Annotated in this window: 12 protein-coding genes, 1 pseudogene and 1 riboswitch; of the genes and pseudogenes, 9 read left to right on the top strand and 4 right to left on the bottom strand. The window is 65.7% G+C overall.

Annotation, left to right across the window (positions count from 1 at the left end; all coding sequences use genetic code 11):
- Positions 1 to 151 precede the first annotated feature (151 nt).
- The 5 genes and pseudogenes from A5788_RS13825 (at position 152) to A5788_RS13805 (ending at position 6,375) form a co-directional block, all read left to right on the top strand.
- Positions 152 to 580 (top strand): MarR family winged helix-turn-helix transcriptional regulator, encoded by a 429-nt coding sequence (locus A5788_RS13825; protein WP_064870586.1) that lies wholly within the window; start codon positions 152 to 154, stop codon positions 578 to 580.
- A gap of 26 nt (positions 581 to 606) precedes the next feature.
- A pseudogene (locus tag A5788_RS13820) lies at positions 607 to 1,174 on the top strand (cysteine hydrolase family protein).
- Positions 1,175 to 1,179: 5 nt separating this feature from the next.
- Positions 1,180 to 2,571 (top strand): MFS transporter, encoded by a 1,392-nt coding sequence (locus tag A5788_RS13815; protein WP_231894319.1) that lies wholly within the window; start codon positions 1,180 to 1,182, stop codon positions 2,569 to 2,571.
- A gap of 210 nt (positions 2,572 to 2,781) precedes the next feature.
- Complete coding sequence (locus A5788_RS13810) at positions 2,782 to 6,048, top strand: error-prone DNA polymerase (protein ID WP_064870585.1); 3,267 nt, start codon at positions 2,782 to 2,784, stop codon at positions 6,046 to 6,048.
- A gap of 99 nt (positions 6,049 to 6,147) precedes the next feature.
- Positions 6,148 to 6,375: a DUF167 domain-containing protein gene (locus tag A5788_RS13805; protein WP_005207899.1), complete on the top strand. Its 228-nt coding sequence runs from the start codon at positions 6,148 to 6,150 to the stop codon at positions 6,373 to 6,375.
- A gap of 121 nt (positions 6,376 to 6,496) precedes the next feature.
- Here A5788_RS13805 and A5788_RS13800 read toward each other — a convergent pair whose 3' ends face one another.
- Both A5788_RS13800 and A5788_RS13795 read right to left on the bottom strand, forming a co-directional pair.
- Entirely contained in the window at positions 6,497 to 6,961 is a 465-nt protein-coding gene (locus A5788_RS13800; protein ID WP_039856609.1) for a tRNA (cytidine(34)-2'-O)-methyltransferase, read from the bottom strand.
- 124 nt (positions 6,962 to 7,085) lie between these two features.
- Positions 7,086 to 8,042, bottom strand: coding sequence for a serine/threonine dehydratase (locus tag A5788_RS13795; RefSeq protein WP_064870584.1), 957 nt, complete (start codon positions 8,040 to 8,042; stop codon positions 7,086 to 7,088).
- A gap of 107 nt (positions 8,043 to 8,149) precedes the next feature.
- On the opposite strand from A5788_RS13795, the gene A5788_RS13790 reads away from it, so the two are divergent.
- From A5788_RS13790 to A5788_RS13780, 3 genes are all read left to right on the top strand, one after another.
- Positions 8,150 to 9,034, top strand: a complete 885-nt coding sequence (locus tag A5788_RS13790) for a bifunctional methylenetetrahydrofolate dehydrogenase/methenyltetrahydrofolate cyclohydrolase (RefSeq protein ID WP_064870583.1) — start codon at positions 8,150 to 8,152, stop codon at positions 9,032 to 9,034.
- Positions 9,031 to 9,354 (top strand): DUF3017 domain-containing protein, encoded by a 324-nt coding sequence (locus A5788_RS13785; protein ID WP_049699590.1) that lies wholly within the window; start codon positions 9,031 to 9,033, stop codon positions 9,352 to 9,354. Before A5788_RS13790 ends, A5788_RS13785 begins: the two co-directional genes overlap by 4 nt.
- Positions 9,355 to 9,601: 247 nt before the next feature.
- Entirely contained in the window at positions 9,602 to 11,125 is a 1,524-nt protein-coding gene (locus A5788_RS13780) for a hypothetical protein (protein WP_064870582.1), read from the top strand.
- 31 nt (positions 11,126 to 11,156) lie between these two features.
- Here the strand turns inward: A5788_RS13780 and metX are convergent, their stop codons facing one another.
- Positions 11,157 to 12,305: a homoserine O-acetyltransferase MetX gene (metX, locus tag A5788_RS13775; RefSeq protein WP_064870581.1), complete on the bottom strand. Its 1,149-nt coding sequence runs from the start codon at positions 12,303 to 12,305 to the stop codon at positions 11,157 to 11,159.
- A gap of 29 nt (positions 12,306 to 12,334) precedes the next feature.
- Positions 12,335 to 13,657, bottom strand: a complete 1,323-nt coding sequence (locus tag A5788_RS13770) for a bifunctional o-acetylhomoserine/o-acetylserine sulfhydrylase (RefSeq protein ID WP_064870580.1) — start codon at positions 13,655 to 13,657, stop codon at positions 12,335 to 12,337.
- A 62-nt stretch (positions 13,658 to 13,719) separates the two neighbouring features.
- A riboswitch (SAM riboswitch) is annotated at positions 13,720 to 13,867 on the bottom strand.
- 311 nt (positions 13,868 to 14,178) lie between these two features.
- Here A5788_RS13770 and A5788_RS13765 point away from each other — a divergent pair.
- Positions 14,179 to 15,969: a cutinase family protein gene (locus tag A5788_RS13765; RefSeq protein WP_064870579.1), complete on the top strand. Its 1,791-nt coding sequence runs from the start codon at positions 14,179 to 14,181 to the stop codon at positions 15,967 to 15,969.
- The last annotated feature ends 78 nt before the right edge of the window (positions 15,970 to 16,047 follow it).

The raw sequence follows: 16,047 nt of genomic DNA, 5'->3' as shown, positions 1-16,047 counted from the left end.
AGCCTTTTTTTTTTTCAAGCACAACACGGCATACGCGATACTGATCGGTCTCGTGGGCTCGGATGTGTATAAGAGACAGGACAAGTTGTCGGCAATGTCCTTTTCAATCAGTCAACTTATCAGTTAGCTGATTATTTGCTAGACTCATAATATGTCTGAAAGTGCCGCCGAGATCGCCGCGACCCTGCGCCCCGTGCTTGCGGCGCTCAATCGTCGACTTCGCGCGCAGGGCCCGATCGGGGATCTCACGCGGTCGCAGACCAACGTGCTCGGCAGGCTCGAACGTGGGGGACCGTCGACGGCGAACGACCTCGCCCGGGCCGAAGGTGTTCGCCCGCAGTCGATGTCGACGACGGTTGCGGCACTGCTCGAGCAGGGACTCATCGTCGGGACGCCTCATCCGAACGATCGTCGAAAGACGCTCCTTGATCTCTCGGATAAGGCCCGCGAGACCTACGCGCGTGGACGATTGGCTCGCGAGGACTGGCTCGCTGATCGGCTCGGGCAGGTTCTCACCGACGAGGAACGGGCGCAGATCGCCACCGCAACAGAGCTTCTCCGCCGTGTGGCGGAGTCCTGATAGTCGCTTCGATCAAGGAGGAATCCATGGCAATGACAGCTCTCGACCCGCGGGTCGCACTGATCGTCATCGACATGCAACGTGGAATCGCGTTGCGCGACAATCTCGCACCGTACCCGGCGTCGGAAATCGTCGACCGCGCAGGACAATTGGTCGACAGATTCCGCAAGTACGGCCACCTCGTGGTGATGGTCAACGTCGACGCCGTGCCGCCCGGCCGGACGGACCGCAACTCTGGATCGGCGAGGCCGCAATTGCCGACGGAGTGGACCGAGCTCATCGACGAATTCGCCCCCCAGCCTGACGATCTGGTGGTGACCAAACATTCGCGCAGTGCATACCGGCCTCCTGGAGGAGTTGCGTTCCAGGGGCGTCACCCAGGTCGCCGTCGTCGGGATCGCCAGTGGCGCAGGTGTCGAATCGACGGCCCGTGACGCACACGAAGCGGGGTTCAACGTGACGTTGCCGACCGACTCGATGACCGATTCCGACGGGGAGCGTCACGCGCACAGCGTGCGCGAGGTGTTTCCCCAGATCGCCGAGACAGGTTCGACCGCAGAGCTTCTCGAACTCCTCGACGCCACAGCTCAGTGAGCGCCGTGGCCACCGGCGACGCCGGTGTGGCACAGCGCAATCCGTTCGGCTGGCGGTTCACCGGGCCACTGTTGATGGGGTCGACACTCAACCCGATCAACAGTTCCATGATCGCCACCGCGGACGTCGGGATCGGCGTCGACTTTCATCGGGGTCCGGCCCAGACGACGATTCTGATCTCGGTGCTCTACCTGTGCAGCGCAGTGGCGCAACCGACAATGGGCAAGCTCGCGACGGTATTCGGTCCTCGTCGCGTCTTCGTCTCAGGGCTGGTCATTCTGCTGATCGCCGGTGTCATCGGTGCCGCCGCGCCGGCGTTCTGGTGCCTGATGCTCTCGCGTGCCCTGATCGGCATCGGCACCTCTGCGGCGTATCCGACGGCGATGGCGCTCGTGCGGTCTCGTGCCGACTCATTCGGAACGGGAGTGCCGAGTCGCGTGCTCGGCGGGTTCTCGATCGCCGCCCAGGTGATCGCGGTGATCGGACTGCCGCTCGGTGGTGTGCTGACCGGTGTGTTCGGCTGGCGGGCAGTGTTTTTCGTCAATATTCCGATCGCGCTGATCACCCTCGCGTGGGCGCTGCGCAGCATCCCTCGTGACGGTCCGGTGCAGGTGGGCGGCTTCGGTGGCCTCGTCCGCGTGGTCGACGTCGTCGGGGTGGCGCTCTTCGCGGTGACCGTGATCGCGACGCTCGAGTTCCTCGCCGCGCTCGGTTCACCGAAGTGGTGGCTGCTGGCGGTGATCGTCGTAGCGGGGTTGCTCCTGGTGCTCTGGGAACTGCGCGCGACACAACCCCTCATTGATGTGCGGATGCTCGCGGCCAACTCCCCGTTGGTGCGCACCTACCTGCGCCAGATGCTGGCAGGGCTCGGCTCGTACACGGCGATGTACGGCATCAGCCAGTGGATGGAGCAGTCCGCGGGATACACCGCGGCGCAGGTCGGGCTCATCCTCATCCCTTACTCGGCGCTGAGCGTGGTGTGCGCGCGGGTGAATTCGACGCACGGCTGGGTACGAATCCCGTTGATCCTCACGGGTTTCTGCTTCGTCGGTGCGGGCGTGACCGCAGTCGCGATCCATCACTCGTCCGGGTTGTGGATCCTGCTCGCGATGACGTTCCTGTTCGGCGTCGCCAACGGACTGAGCGGTTATGCAAATCAGGCGACGCTCTACACGCAGAGTCCGCCGGAGTCGATCGGTGTGGCATCCGGGCTGTACCGGACGTTCATGTACTTCGGGGCGATCTTCTCGTCGAGCCTCATCGGTATCGCCTTCGGCGCCCGCGCCACCGATGGCGGACTCCACGTCGCGGGGTGGGCCATCGTGGTGATCGGGGCGGCGCTGATCGCCATGACCGTGGCGGATCGTCGAATCCCGCGGGCGGTGTCGGCCGACTGATGGCGCGGTGTCGCCGGTACGGGCGCGGGTGCCGAGCGCCGTCGAGCTGAGGCGAGGATGTGGGTCCAATCGAAGGATGTGGGTGCTGCAGCACCCACATCCTTCAGTTCGACACACATTCACAGTCGGGTGGCGGGGATTGTCGTCGGCGAGGCGAGCGGGGCAGCCCGCCACCCATCGTCTGTCGAACAGGTGTTCTATACTGGCTGAGTGGGCTGGAACCAGGGCCCGCCGACGTGGCGGGAGATGGAGCGGGTGCTGTCGGGGCGCTCGCCCGATGGCGGTCGTCCCGGGGAGTTCTTCGGTCCCGAGCAGACGGGCGACGGCAACGACAGCCCCGCGTGGTCGCGCAAACGTGGCGCCTACACGGCGCCGGAGGTGTCTCGTGAGCGATCGTCTGTGCGCTATGCGGAACTGCATGCGCACAGTTCCTACAGTTTCCTCGACGGGGCGTCGATGCCCGAGGAGATGGTGGAGGAGGCGGCCCGACTCGACCTGACCGGTCTGTCGATCACCGACCATGACGGTTTCTACGGCGTGGTCCGATTCGCCGAGGCCGCAAAGGAATTCGCGATGCCGACGGTGTTCGGTGCCGAACTCTCCCTCGAGCCGGACGTGACCCGCACCGGGGTGACCGATCCGGCCGGTGAGCATCTGCTGGTCCTCGCGCGTGACAGTGAGGGCTATCGGAGGTTGTCACGAATCATCGCCGACGCCCACATGTCCGGTGGTGAGAAGGGGCTGCTGCGCTACGACGTCGACCGGCTGACCCGCGACGCAGGCCACTGGGTGATCCTGACGGGCTGTCGCAAGGGCGCGGTTCGGCGCGCGTTGGATCGTGCGGGTATCGGTGCTGCCGAGGCCGCTCTCGGTGGAATGGTCGAGCGGTTCGGACGCGACGACGTCGTCGTCGAACTCACCGCTCAGGGTCTGCCCGACGACGACGAGCGCAACGCGGTGCTCGCCGACCTCGCGCGGCGATTCGGCCTGCCGACCGTCGCGACGTCGGGGGCGCACTTCGCGGGGCCGCGTCGTCGACGCCTCGCACTGGCGATGGCGGCGGTCCGTGCCCGCACCGACATCGAGACCATCGCGGGCTGGATGCCGGGGGTCGGCGGTGCGCATCTGCGCAGCGGCGACGAGATGATGCGCCTGCTGCCCGCGCACCCCGACGCCATCGCCACCGCGGCAGACCTCGCCGACGACTGCGCCTTCTCGCTCGGATTGATCGCGCCGCAGTTGCCGCCGTTCGACGTGCCTGCCGGGCACACGGAGTCCAGTTGGCTACGGCATCTCACCATGACCCGCGCACGACGCCGCTATGGGACACCAGCCGAGCATCCGGCGGCCTACCGGCAGATCGAGCACGAGCTGGCGATCGTCGAGACGCTCACCTTCCCCGGCTATTTTCTCGTCGTCGCCGACATCGTCGACTTCTGTAAACGCAACGACATCCTGTGCCAAGGTCGGGGGAGTGCTGCCAACTCCGCGGTGTGTTACGCGTTGGGTATCACCAACGTCGACCCGGTGGCCAACGAGTTGCTGTTCGAGAGGTTCCTCTCGCCCGAGCGTGACGGGCCACCGGACATCGACGTCGACATCGAATCGGACCGTCGTGAGGAGGCGATCCAGTACGTGTACCGACGGTATGGCCGCGAGTACAGCGCACAGGTCGCCAACGTGATCACCTATCGGGGTCGATCGTCGGTGCGCGACATGGCGCGGGCACTCGGCTACGCCAGCGGTCAGCAAGACGCCTGGAGCAAGATGCCCGACACCGCGCCCGACGACGTACTTGACCTCGCTGGCGAAATCGCCAACATGCCAAGGCATCTCGGCATCCACTCCGGCGGAATGGTGATCTGTGATCGTCCCATCGCCGATGTCTGTCCGACTGAGTGGGCGCGGATGGAGAACCGTAGTGTGTTGCAGTGGGACAAAGATGATTGTGCCGCAATCGGTTTGGTCAAGTTCGACCTACTCGGCCTCGGGATGCTCTCGGCGCTGCACTACGCGATCGATCTGGTCGCCGAACACAAGAACATCCATGTCGACCTCGCCAAACTCGACCTCACCGAGCACGCGGTGTACGAGATGCTGTGTCGCGCAGACTCTGTCGGGGTTTTCCAGGTGGAATCGCGAGCGCAGATGGCGACCCTCCCGCGACTGAAGCCGCGCTGCTTCTACGATCTGGTCGTCGAGGTCGCACTGATCCGTCCGGGACCGATCCAGGGCGGATCGGTGCACCCGTTCATCCGGCGACGCAACGGCCAGGAGGAGCCGACCGTCGAACATCCGTCGATGTGGCCAGCGCTCAAGCGAACGCTCGGTGTACCGCTGTTCCAGGAGCAGCTCATGCAGTTGGCCGTCGACGTTGCCGGATTCGACGCCGCCGAGGCGGATCAGCTCCGTCGGGCCATGGGGTCGAAGCGATCACCGGAGCGTATGCACCAGCTCCGTCGACGCTTCTACGAGGGCATGCAGCGCTCGCATGGCATCACCGGCGACATCGCCGACCGGATCTACGAGAAGATGGCAGCCTTCGCCAATTTCGGCTTCCCCGAAAGTCATTCGCAGAGTTTCGCATCGTTGGTCTTCTACTCGTCGTGGTTCAAGCTGCACCATCCGGCCGCCTTCTGCGCCGCATTGCTGCGTGCACAGCCCATGGGCTTCTACTCGCCGCAGTCGTTGGTAGCCGACGCCCGCCGACACGGCGTCGACGTGCACCGACCGCACATCAACGCGTCGCTGGCCGAGGCGACGTTGGAGAACGACGGACTCGACGTGCGGCTCGGATTGGCGTCGATACGCGGGGTCGGAGACGACGTCGCGGCGCGCATCGTCGAATCCAGGGGAGTCGACGGTCCGTATACGAGCATCACCGACCTGTCGCGGCGAGCCGATCTCAACCTCGCGCACCTCGAGGGGCTGGCGGGTGCTGGTGCGTTCGAGTGTTTCGGCATGAGTCGACGACAAGCGTTGTGGGAGGCGGGCGCCGCGGCCACCGCGAGCGTCGAGCATCTCGAGTTGGAGTCATCTGCGCAGGTACCGACGCTGCCGGGATTGTCGGATGTCGAGCTGGCCGCCACAGATGCCTGGGCGACGGGGATCACGCCGTCGAACTATCCGACGCAGTTCCTGCGTCCGCGGTTGACTGCGATAGGTGTCCTGCCCGCAGAGGCGCTATTGTCTGTGCCGGATGGGTCACGTGTCATCGTCGGAGGGGCTGTCACCCACCGGCAGCGTCCGGCGACAGCATCCGGCGTGACGTTCATCAACCTCGAAGACGAGACCGGAATGGTCAACGTGGTGTGTTCGGTCGGGCTGTGGTCGCGGTATCGCGAGCTGGCACACTCGGCATCGGCGCTGCTGGTACGCGGCAGAGTGCAGAATGCAGAGGGCGCGGTGACGGTGGTTGCAGATCGGTTGCAGCGGATGGATCTTCGAGTGGGTACCCGCTCACGGGATTGGCACTGACGTGACATGTGCACTGATCTGAAGTGTGCACTGATGTGAGATTTGCACTGACAACTGCGCGGAAGCATTCGCGCACAACGACAGCGGGGAGAGGAACAGATGGCGAAACAGGTGATCGTCACGGCAAAACCGAGCAGTCGCAAGGGGCCGCTCGTCGAGACCGGGCCGGACGGTTCCATCACCATCTACGTGCGCGAGCCCGCCACCGAGGGTAAGGCGAACAAGGCGGTCGCCGAACTGCTCGCAAAGCATCTTGGCGTGCCGAAGTCGAAGGTGGCGCTCATCGGGGGAGCGACAGCGCGCACCAAGCGCTTCCGCGTGGGCTAGGCGGGTGGTCCGTCCGTCTGCCGAGCGGACGCGATTCCATCGAGTGGGTCCCGCATAGCGTCCACTGTGCGCTTCGTGGCGCCGACTGTGCGCCAGTCCCGTTAGTGCGCAGGAAATTTCGTCACACCGCGCCGTCGAATCCGTTCTGTCGCCACGCCTCGTACACGACGATGCTCGCGGCATTCGCCAGGTTGTGTGAGCGGCGCCCGGCGAGCATCGGGATACGAAGCCGGTCGGTGATCTCGGGTTCGGCGAGCACGTCATCGGGGAGTCCGGTGGGTTCCGGGCCGAACAGCAGTACGTCGCCGGGGCGATAGTCGACGTCGGTGTGATAGCGCGATGCATGCGCGGTAAATGCGAAGACGCGTTGCGGTTTCAGCTCGGTGAACGCTGTGACGAGGTTCGGGTGGACGGTCACGTTCGCCATCTCGTGGTAGTCGAGGCCAGCTCGTTTCACCTGAGCGTCGGACATCGAGAAACCGAGCGGCTCGATCAGATGGAGTTCGCTGCCGGTGTTGGCAGCCAGCCGGATCGCGTTACCCGTGTTGGGCGGGATGCACGGCTGATAGAACATGATGCGGAACATGGGGTCCATTGTGCAGAGCGTGATCCGACGCCCCGCCGGGGGCGGTCGACGCACAGTCGACGCGAGGGAGCACCCAGTCGACATGAGGGGACGCCCACTCGACGCGAGGGAGCGCACAGTCGGCTCAGAGGTCGTCGAGTCGGGTGTTGGCTCCGCACAGCAGCACGCAGAGCGTCGAGTCGGGGGCCGGCGTCACCAGCCCCGCGGCGACTGCCGCGACTGCGGTGGCGGTGCCGTGCTCGACGACGATCCGGAACTGCTCCCACAACATGCGACGCGCGGCGATGATCTCGTCGTCGGAGACGACGACGCTCTCGACTGCCTTGTCGGCAATGGTCGACCAGCAGATGTCGCCGATCCTTGTGGCGCCCAACGAGTCCGCGGCGATGCTGTCGAGTTCGACGGATACCGGCCCGCCCGCCGCTATCGCCTGATGCAGACTCGACGCTCCGGTGGGCTCCGCGCCGACGAGACGATCGCCGGGACGCTGGGCCGCTGCGAGACCCCCGAGCAGTCCGCCGCCTCCCACGCACGCGACGACGGTCTGTGGCCCTGGAACGTCGGCGGCCAACTCGAGGGCGATGGTTCCGGCGCCCGCGACGACGTCGGGGAGGTCGTATGCGTGCAGCAGCAGCGCACCGGTCTCCGTGGCGAGAGCATCCGCGAACTCGGCGGCGTCGTGATATTTCGAGCCGTGCAGCCGAACCTCGGCTCCCAGATCCCGTAGCGCCGCCACTTTCACCGGTGGGGCGTTCTCGGGTACGACGACGGTGCACCGTGTGCCGACGATGCGTGCCGCGTGCGCTGCGCCGATCGCGGCGTTTCCGCCGGACGCCACGACGACGCCGCTCTCCGAGAGGTTCCCCGCCTCGCGTGCGGCCATTACGGCATTCACGCTCCCGCGGGCTTTGAACGAACCGCCGAGTTGCAGGTACTCGAGCTTGAAGACCACCGGCACGCGCCCGTTGACAGTGTCGATCTCGGCGCGCAGCACCGGAGTGCGTCGAACGTGCGTGGCGATGCGGCCCCGCGCCCTTCTGACGTCGGCGACGGTGACCGGGCAGGCAGCATTCGTGGACATGGCAGCACGGTACTCGGGCGTCGCGGCGCATCCTCGACCCCGACTTCCCAAACTATTGACACCCGACACCTGACACCGCACGTCGCGCAGGATGGAACAATGGACGGGTGAGCGCGATACGACTCGACGGCAAGCTGACCCGCGACGAGATCTTCGCCGATCTCCGTGAACGCGTCGACAAGCTGCGGATGGCCGGCGTGATGCCGGGTCTCGGCACGATCCTCGTCGGCGACGACCCGGGTTCGCAGTCCTACGTCAAGGGCAAGCATTCCGACTGCGCCAAGATCGGTATCGCGTCGATCCGCAAGGATCTCCCCGCGGACGCCACCACAGAAGACCTCAACGCGGCCATCGACGAGCTCAACGCCGACCCCGGCTGTACCGGCTACATCGTGCAACTCCCGCTGCCGCGACACCTCGACGAGAACGCCGCGCTCGAGCGGATCGATCCCGCCAAGGACGCCGACGGTCTGCACCCGATCAACCTCGGACGACTCGTCCTCGGCAAGGAGTCGACGCTCCCGTGCACGCCGCGCGGAGTGATCCACCTGCTGCGTCGGTACGACATCCCGATCAACGGTGCGCGCGTCACCGTCGTCGGCCGTGGTGTGACGATCGGTCGCCCGATCGGGCTGCTGCTCACGCGGCGCAGCGAGAACGCGACGGTGACGCTGTGTCACACCGGAACCCGCGACCTCGCCGCAGAGATCAAGCGTGCCAACATTGTCATCGCAGCGGCAGGTGTGCCGCATCTGGTCACCGGAGACATGGTCAAGCCGGGCGCCGCTGTCATCGATGTCGGCGTCAGCCGCACCGAGGACGGGCTGGTCGGCGACGTCGCCCCTGACGTCTGGGACGTCGCGGGATATGTGTCGCCGAATCCGGGTGGCGTCGGACCACTGACGCGCGCGTTCCTGCTCGTCAACGTGGTTGAGCGCGCAGAGGCAGATCTCGCAGCCGGAGTGAGTGTCGCCGGGGGTTCCGGCCGGTGAACTCCGCGACGGATGCGCGGGTGCGGCAGCTTCGCCACGCCCGTCGGGTCCGCGCCTACATCGCGCAGATTCCCTATCTCCTGGTGATGCTGGGCGTGATCGCCGGAGCGGCGCTGGTGTTGTTCGACCGGTGGCGACGCGGTTCGTTCGTCTTCGGAACGGCTTTGCTCCTAGGCGCGCTCATGCGTGCGGTGTTGCCAACGTCACGAGTCGGATTGCTGCAGGTCAGAGGAAGATTCTTCGACGTTATATCCCTTGCCAGTGTCGGAAGCCTCATGTTATGGCTAGCTGCGTCAATAGATCCTTTGGGCACGGATTGATTACAATATGGCGCATGCTTCGGTAAAGTGTCCCGTGACGTGAGCTGATCCGACACCTGTCTGATCAGTCTCTGCGACCCTTCGGATCCTCAGGTTCCGGGCGCGCGCACTGACCGAGTAGTGGTGCGCTGCGAAGGTGCGTGAGCACGTCGCAACGACCGACGAACGGCGACAAACGGGCAGGCAACCAATCTCTTCGACGCTGGATAGACCACAGGATCGCTCCACCCACGACGAGACGACGTCGATGGGTGTTTCGTTGGGTCAGGGCATGATCCACTTTGTCCTGCTCACCCGTGACGGATCGGGACGCGAACTCGTGGAGTCGCGAGTGATCGACGTCGATCCCAGCGATGGCCACGACACCGCGGGCAGGGTCAACGCAGGCATCGACCTCATGCTCGACGCCGCGCGAGGTGCCGACCGACGTGTCGGACCGATCGGCGTCGCGGCAGGCGGCGACCTGGGGCGTGAACTCGTCGGTTCGACAGGATCGGGTCCGCGCCGACAGATCCACCTCGTCTCCGTCGAGGAGGCCGTGGCGGCCTGCCTGACCGAAACGGGTCAGATCGGGCGGTATCGATCGGTGGTCGTCGTCGACTGCGGCGACACCGGCATGACCCTCTACACCGTCGATCCCTCGACCGGAGCGATCGGCGACATCACACACTCGCGCGCGCTGTCGGGTCGCGCCCTCGACGACGCGATCGTCCGCGAAGTGATCGACGCGGGCGCCGTGAGTGGTTCGTTCTCGAGCAAGCTCAGTCGCAACGCGTTGCGTAGCGCCGTCCGAACTGCCAAGGAGGAGTCGGGCGAGCACGGCACAGCCGACGCCGCCGGCCGGTTCCGGATCGGCGATGCAACGCTCGCCGCAGCGGTTCGTCCGTTCCTGCTCGACGCTCGGGAAGAGCTGAGCCGTTACCTCGCAACGCATTCGGCGTGCGCCATTGTCCTTGTCGGTGGCCTGGCGAACCTGCCGACCATCGCCGACATGGTGCCCGAAGAGGATGCCGATGGCGGCCTCATCGAGGTCATCGTCCCGACGAACCCGGAACAGACCGCCGCTGTGGGTGCCGCGATGCTCTCGTCCGAGCAGGCGGCGGCACCGAGTCGCCTGACCTTTATGGGAGGCGGGAGGCGCAGGGGAGTGCTTTCGCCGCTGCCGATTGCTGTCGCCGCCGTGGTCATCGCGGCAGCGATGTTCACGGTGTACGCGGTGGGGTCGACCCTCACCGGGAATACCACCGACATCCCATCGCCTTCGAGTGCTCGAGTCGCGTCGATGTCGACCGCATCCGACGAAGCCGATGTCGTCCCCTCGGAGACGAGACAGGAACCGACGCAACTCACGTCGACGCCGGCCGAAGCTCCGCGCACAGCCCGGGAGGACGACGGACCCGGTTGGGCGACAACGCAACTGCCGCCGACCACGCCGTCGCCGTCGACGCTCACACTCTCCGCGCGTCCGAGTACGCCGTCGACGACTACGCGGCCACCCAGCGCCGAGACCAGTCGTCCCACCTTGCCGCTGCCGCCGGGGATCACGATTCCGCCGAATCTGCTACCGCCGGAGTTTGCTCCGCCGTCGAGGGAGCCCGCTCCCGGCGAGCAGACACCCACTCCGGACAATCAGCAACCCTCCGGGGAAGCTGGTTCGAATGGCAATGCGTCCCAGTCGAATAACCAGCGTGGTACCGGCACGGGCAGGCAGGCGCCTGCCACCACGACCACAACGACACCGGTTCCCGGCGGACTGCTGCCCCCGCCCTGAGGTACCTGAACGCCCTGAGGTACCCGAACGTTCAGCGACGCGCGAGATCGACTGTGCGCTTGAGTAGATCGCCGATGGCGTCGAATTCGGTGAGGAATCCGTCGTGTCCGTTGTCGGACTGCACCACCTGTAGGCCTCCGACGCAATTGCCGAGTTCCTCGGCGAGCTCGACCTGTAACCGCAAGGGGTACAGGCGATCCGAGTCGATACCGCCAACGATCACCGGAACGTCGCAGGCGTTGAGTGCTGCCGTCACGCCACCGCGATCGCGCCCGACGTCGTGGTGGTTGAGTACTTCGCTGAGAATGACGTAGCTGCCCGGATCGAAGCGCTCGACGAGTTTGCCCGCCTGGTGCTCGAGGTAGCTCTGCACGGCGTAACGTCCGCCGGTGAGCGGATTCTCTTGGCCCTGAGCGTCATTCGCGAAGCGTTCGTCGAGCTCCGGTTCGCTGCGGTAGGTCAGGTGTGCGATCCGGCGAGCGATTCCCATTCCGGTCGTCGGCGACTCGCCGGTGCCGTGATAGTCGCCGCCGTGCCACGCCGGATCGGACGTGATGGCCGCGATTTGCGTTGTCTGCGTGCCGATCTGGTCGGCTGTCGCACGAGCGCCGACGGCGAGCACGAGTGCGCTTCGAACCCGCTCGGGATACTCGATGATCCACTCGAGTGCCCGTGCGCCGCCCATCGAGCCGCCCACGACCGCACCGATACTCTCGATGCCCAGATGATCCATCAGCGCGACTTCGGCGCGGACCTGATCGAGCACGGTGAGTTGCGGGAAGCTCGAACCCCACGGTCGGCCTGTGGAGTCCAGCGATGCGGGCCCGGTCGACCCGCGGCATCCGCCGAGCACGTTCGCCGAGATGACGCACCATTCGTCGGTGTCGACTGCCGCGCCGGGACCGATCAGACCGTCCCACCAGCCGGGGGAGGGGTGAGCGGCATCGGCGGGTCCGGTGACGTGTGAGTCGCCGGTCAGGGCGTGCAGCGTGAGGATGACGTTGTCGCGGGTAGGTGACAATTTTCCCCACCGCTGAAAAGCGAGGGTCACGTCGTCGATCTGCTCACCGTTGTCGAGTGAGATCGACCCGAGACGGGCGCTGAGCATCTGGCCGTCCGGGGCGTTCTCCCGGTCCGGCCGTTGCTCTGTATCCGTCTGCGGGTCGATGCTCACCGACACAGGTGTCCTCGCTCCTTGCTCTGAAATGTTTACTTGGCTGCTTCGAAACCCCGGTCGAGGTCGGCGAGAATGTCGTCGATTCCCTCGATGCCCACCGCGAGGCGGACGAGGCCGGGGGTGACACCCGCGGCGAGTTGCTCCTCGGGGGTCAGCTGGCTGTGGGTGGTCGATGCGGGGTGGATCACCAGCGAGCGCACATCACCGATGTTGGCGACGTGGCTGTGCAGCGTGAGCGCCTCGACGAACCGCTTGCCCGCGTCGACGCCGCCTGCGATCTCGAAGCCGATGACCGCACCTTGGCCCTTCGGCGCGAGCTCCTGGCCACGCTTGTACCAGGGCGACGACGAAAGGCCGGCGTAGTAGACCTCTTCGACCTGCGGGTTGTCGTTGAGGTACTCGGCGACGCGCTGCGCGTTGGCGACGTGACGCTCGACCCTCAGGCTCAAGGTCTCGAGACCCTGGGCGAGCAGGAATGCGTTGAACGGCGAGATGGCTGCACCGGTGTCTCGGAGCAACTGCACGCGTGCCTTGAGCGCGTACGCGGGAGCGCCGAGATCGGCGAAGACGGCACCGTGGTAGCTCGGATCGGGCGTGGTGAAACCGGGGAACAGGTCTTTCCCGTCGCGCTGGACACGCCAGTCGAAGGTGCCGCCGTCGATGATCACGCCGCCGATCGCGGTTCCGTGCCCACCGATGTACTTGGTGGCCGAGTGCACGACGATGTCGGCGCCATGCGCGAGCGGGTTGAGCAGGTACGGGGTGGCGACGGTGTTGTCGACGATGAGCGGCACGCCGTTGCGGTGTGCAACCTCCGAGATGCCCTCGATGTCGAGGATCTCGTTGTTCGGGTTGGAGATCGACTCGCCGTAGAACGCGCGGGTGTTGTCGCGTACGGCGGCCTGCCAGGAGTCGAGATCCTCCGGATCCTCGACGAAGGTGACCTCGATGCCGAACTTGGGCAGCGTGTAGTGGAACAGGTTGTACGTTCCGCCGTAGAGCCGAGGACTCGACACGACGTGCCCGCCGTTTTCGACGATGTTGAGGATCGAGTACGTCTCCGCAGCCTGGCCCGAAGCGACGAGCAGCGCCGCGACGCCGCCCTCGAGGGCGGCAAGACGCTGTTCGACGACATCCTGCGTCGGATTCATCAGCCGCGTGTAGATGTTGCCCGGCTCGGCAAGACCGAACAGGTTCGCGGCATGGGTGGTGTCGTTGAAGGTGTACGACGTGGTCTGGTAAATCGGTAGCGCGCGGGCGTTGGTTGCCGCGTCGGCTGACTGGCCCGCGTGGATCTGCTTGGTCTCGAAACTCCAGTTGTCGGCTGGGTTCTGGTCGACGTCGACGTCAGACATTGAATATGCGTCACTTTCTACGGTCGGCAGGGCACGACGACCCTGTTGGGGTCCGACCTTCGGACCCGCGCTTGCCGGGGACCCGAAACCATCTTCGATGGAGATCATCGAGGAGCGGGGTCCCACAACCCGGTCATCACCCGGAGCACCCCACCGCGGTTGGAGGGTTGCCGATCAGCGAGCCGGGGCTTTGCGCTGATACTCATGACCTGGCGTCAAGGATATAACACGGTCGAAATGAAGTGAGAACCCTCCGACGCAGGCTGGTTCTTGGGCTGGACAAGGCGTCGTTGCGGCCGCGGTGCTCGTCGGCGGCGAATGGCCCCGAAGAATGCCTTCTCGTGTAGTCCGAACAGTCGAATTTGACGTTCTTTATCGACGGTTCGCCGCGCGATCGTCGGTTTCTGCCGTGGCGTGGGTCACAAACTTCTACGATCCGATCATTCGCGAGGGGTCGGCAAACTCGGATTCCGACCACGTCGCGATGACACGGCAGAACCGGCCGGATTGGTGGAGAACGCATGGGTGGTCACTTCGGTTTCAGGCGATCGATCAGGGCGGCGAGCACACTCGGACTCGCCGCAGTCGCAGCGGTTCTCCTCGCGATAGGCCAGACTTCCGGCGCGGGTGTCGCGCGAGCCGAGGCCAGCGCCGATTGCGGCAACGGCGCACTCGTCTTCGTCGGCGGTACGTGGGATCCCCAGGCACATCTGCTCGACGGCGTCACGCGTCAGCCGCAGTACGCCGGCTACACCGTCGAGCGCGTCGAGTATCCGGCGTCGATTTGGCCGTTGGGTGCCTTCGGCTTCGACGACAGTCAGTCGCAGGGCGTCGCGGCAACGATGTCGACAGTGGCGAGCTATCAGGCGCAGTGTCAGGGCTATCCGGTCGTGATCGTCGGGTACTCGCAGGGCGCGGGAATCGCCGGCGACGTACTCACCGGCATCGGCACCGGCAATACTTCTGGCCACGAGATCTCACCGACCAAAGTCTCCGGACTGCTCTACTCCGATCCGCGGCAGGCAGGAACTCTCTACGGACAGGGCATCGAACGCGTTCTGATCGGCGTTATCCCCGGACTGACCATGGCGGGCGGACGCGGCGTCGACGACTTCGGCGGAATTCCGGTGACCTCCGTGTGCTTCACGGGCGATCCGATCTGCGACCTGCCCGATCCGCTCCACGATCCGCTCGGTGCCCTCGATGGCTTCGCGGGTTACTGGGTCAAGCATGGTCTGTACCCGCTCTACATGTATTTGGCAGCGACCAACGGGGCCCTGTGGGACGCATGGGGAGTCAAGCCGTTGCACTGCGACAACACCACTGGCCAGGTCAGTACGTGTCAGCTCGTCGTGCCGTCGTCGGCGTGGGTCCTCACCCAGCAGTTCGTCGACAAACTCGGTCTCGGCTGGACCGTGCCCGACCTCGTGAGCAAGCGGTGGAAGTTCCCGGACATCCTCGGCATCACACTGGCCGACTTCCAGCCGCCGATCCGGTGGGCCATGGGTTGGTTCCCGCAGTTGCCCCAACTCGGCTACGGCGGTGTACTCACCGACGTCTACACGTTCCAGGACATGGCACGAGGATTGTTCACATGGAATCCGGTGCTCTGGGGGCAGGGCGTCGACGCGTTGAGGACCAGCGTCAGGAGCATCGCGGCGATGCCGCTGAACTTCGGAAAGTTCTGGGCCTACACACTGACCGGCCGCGATGTCACAGGCATTCCCGGACCCGCGTACCGACCGTCGCTTGTCGCGTTCGAAGAGTGGCTCGCGTCGCTGCGCTCTCCGTCGACGACGACCAGCCACACCGAGTCGCTGATGGCGCTGTCGGCATCGGAGAAGATCGCCGAAGCCTCGGGGACCGTGGTCACGGAGAAGAACGTCGGTGACCACGAAGGGCTCGGCACCACCGGAGCTGGGGTCAGCACCGGGGATGAGGGCGCCACCGGCACTGAGGGTCCCTCTGGCGGAAAAGTCGTCGACGATTCGGCCGGCGTTGGTGGCGACGGCGCAGCTGACGGGACGGGCACCGGAGCCGGGTCGACGCCTCCGACTGTCAGCGACTCGCCGCAACCCCAACCGCACCCGGGCGGGGAGTCGTCACAGCCGAGCGAGAATCCCAGTGACGCGCAGGCGCCTGCACCAGAGTCGTCGGCGCCCCAGCCAACACCCGACACGTCAACACCCGACAAGCCAACAGCCGACACGTCGACATCTGACGAGTCGACACCCGGTGCGTCGACGCCGCGTGCATCGTCGCCGGAGAGCGTGACACCGAAACCAGCGGCGGAGGGCGCACCAGCTGCCTGACTCCGGCCCCGCGCCGGGCGGGTGTGAACGAATTCACCGTCGACGGCGGAATCACGCCGACCGGGGTGCTCGTTGCAG

The sequence above is a fragment of the Gordonia sp. 852002-50816_SCH5313054-c genome (genome assembly GCF_001665925.1).
GTDB classification, from domain to species: Bacteria; Actinomycetota; Actinomycetes; order Mycobacteriales; family Mycobacteriaceae; genus Gordonia; species Gordonia jacobaea.
This window is presented reverse-complemented; position numbering and strand designations above follow the sequence as displayed.

Coding starts and splice junctions, on each gene's coding strand:
- A5788_RS13825 (WP_064870586.1), top strand. CDS start 152: ATGTCTGAAAGTGCCGCCGAGATCGCCGCGACCCTGCGCCCCGTGCTT.
- A5788_RS13805 (WP_005207899.1), top strand. CDS start 6,148: ATGGCGAAACAGGTGATCGTCACGGCAAAACCGAGCAGTCGCAAGGGG.
- A5788_RS13800 (WP_039856609.1), bottom strand. CDS start 6,961: ATGTTCCGCATCATGTTCTATCAGCCGTGCATCCCGCCCAACACGGGT.
- A5788_RS13795 (WP_064870584.1), bottom strand. CDS start 8,042: ATGTCCACGAATGCTGCCTGCCCGGTCACCGTCGCCGACGTCAGAAGG.
- A5788_RS13780 (WP_064870582.1), top strand. CDS start 9,602: ATGGGTGTTTCGTTGGGTCAGGGCATGATCCACTTTGTCCTGCTCACC.
- A5788_RS13770 (WP_064870580.1), bottom strand. CDS start 13,657: ATGTCTGACGTCGACGTCGACCAGAACCCAGCCGACAACTGGAGTTTC.
- A5788_RS13765 (WP_064870579.1), top strand. CDS start 14,179: ATGGGTGGTCACTTCGGTTTCAGGCGATCGATCAGGGCGGCGAGCACA.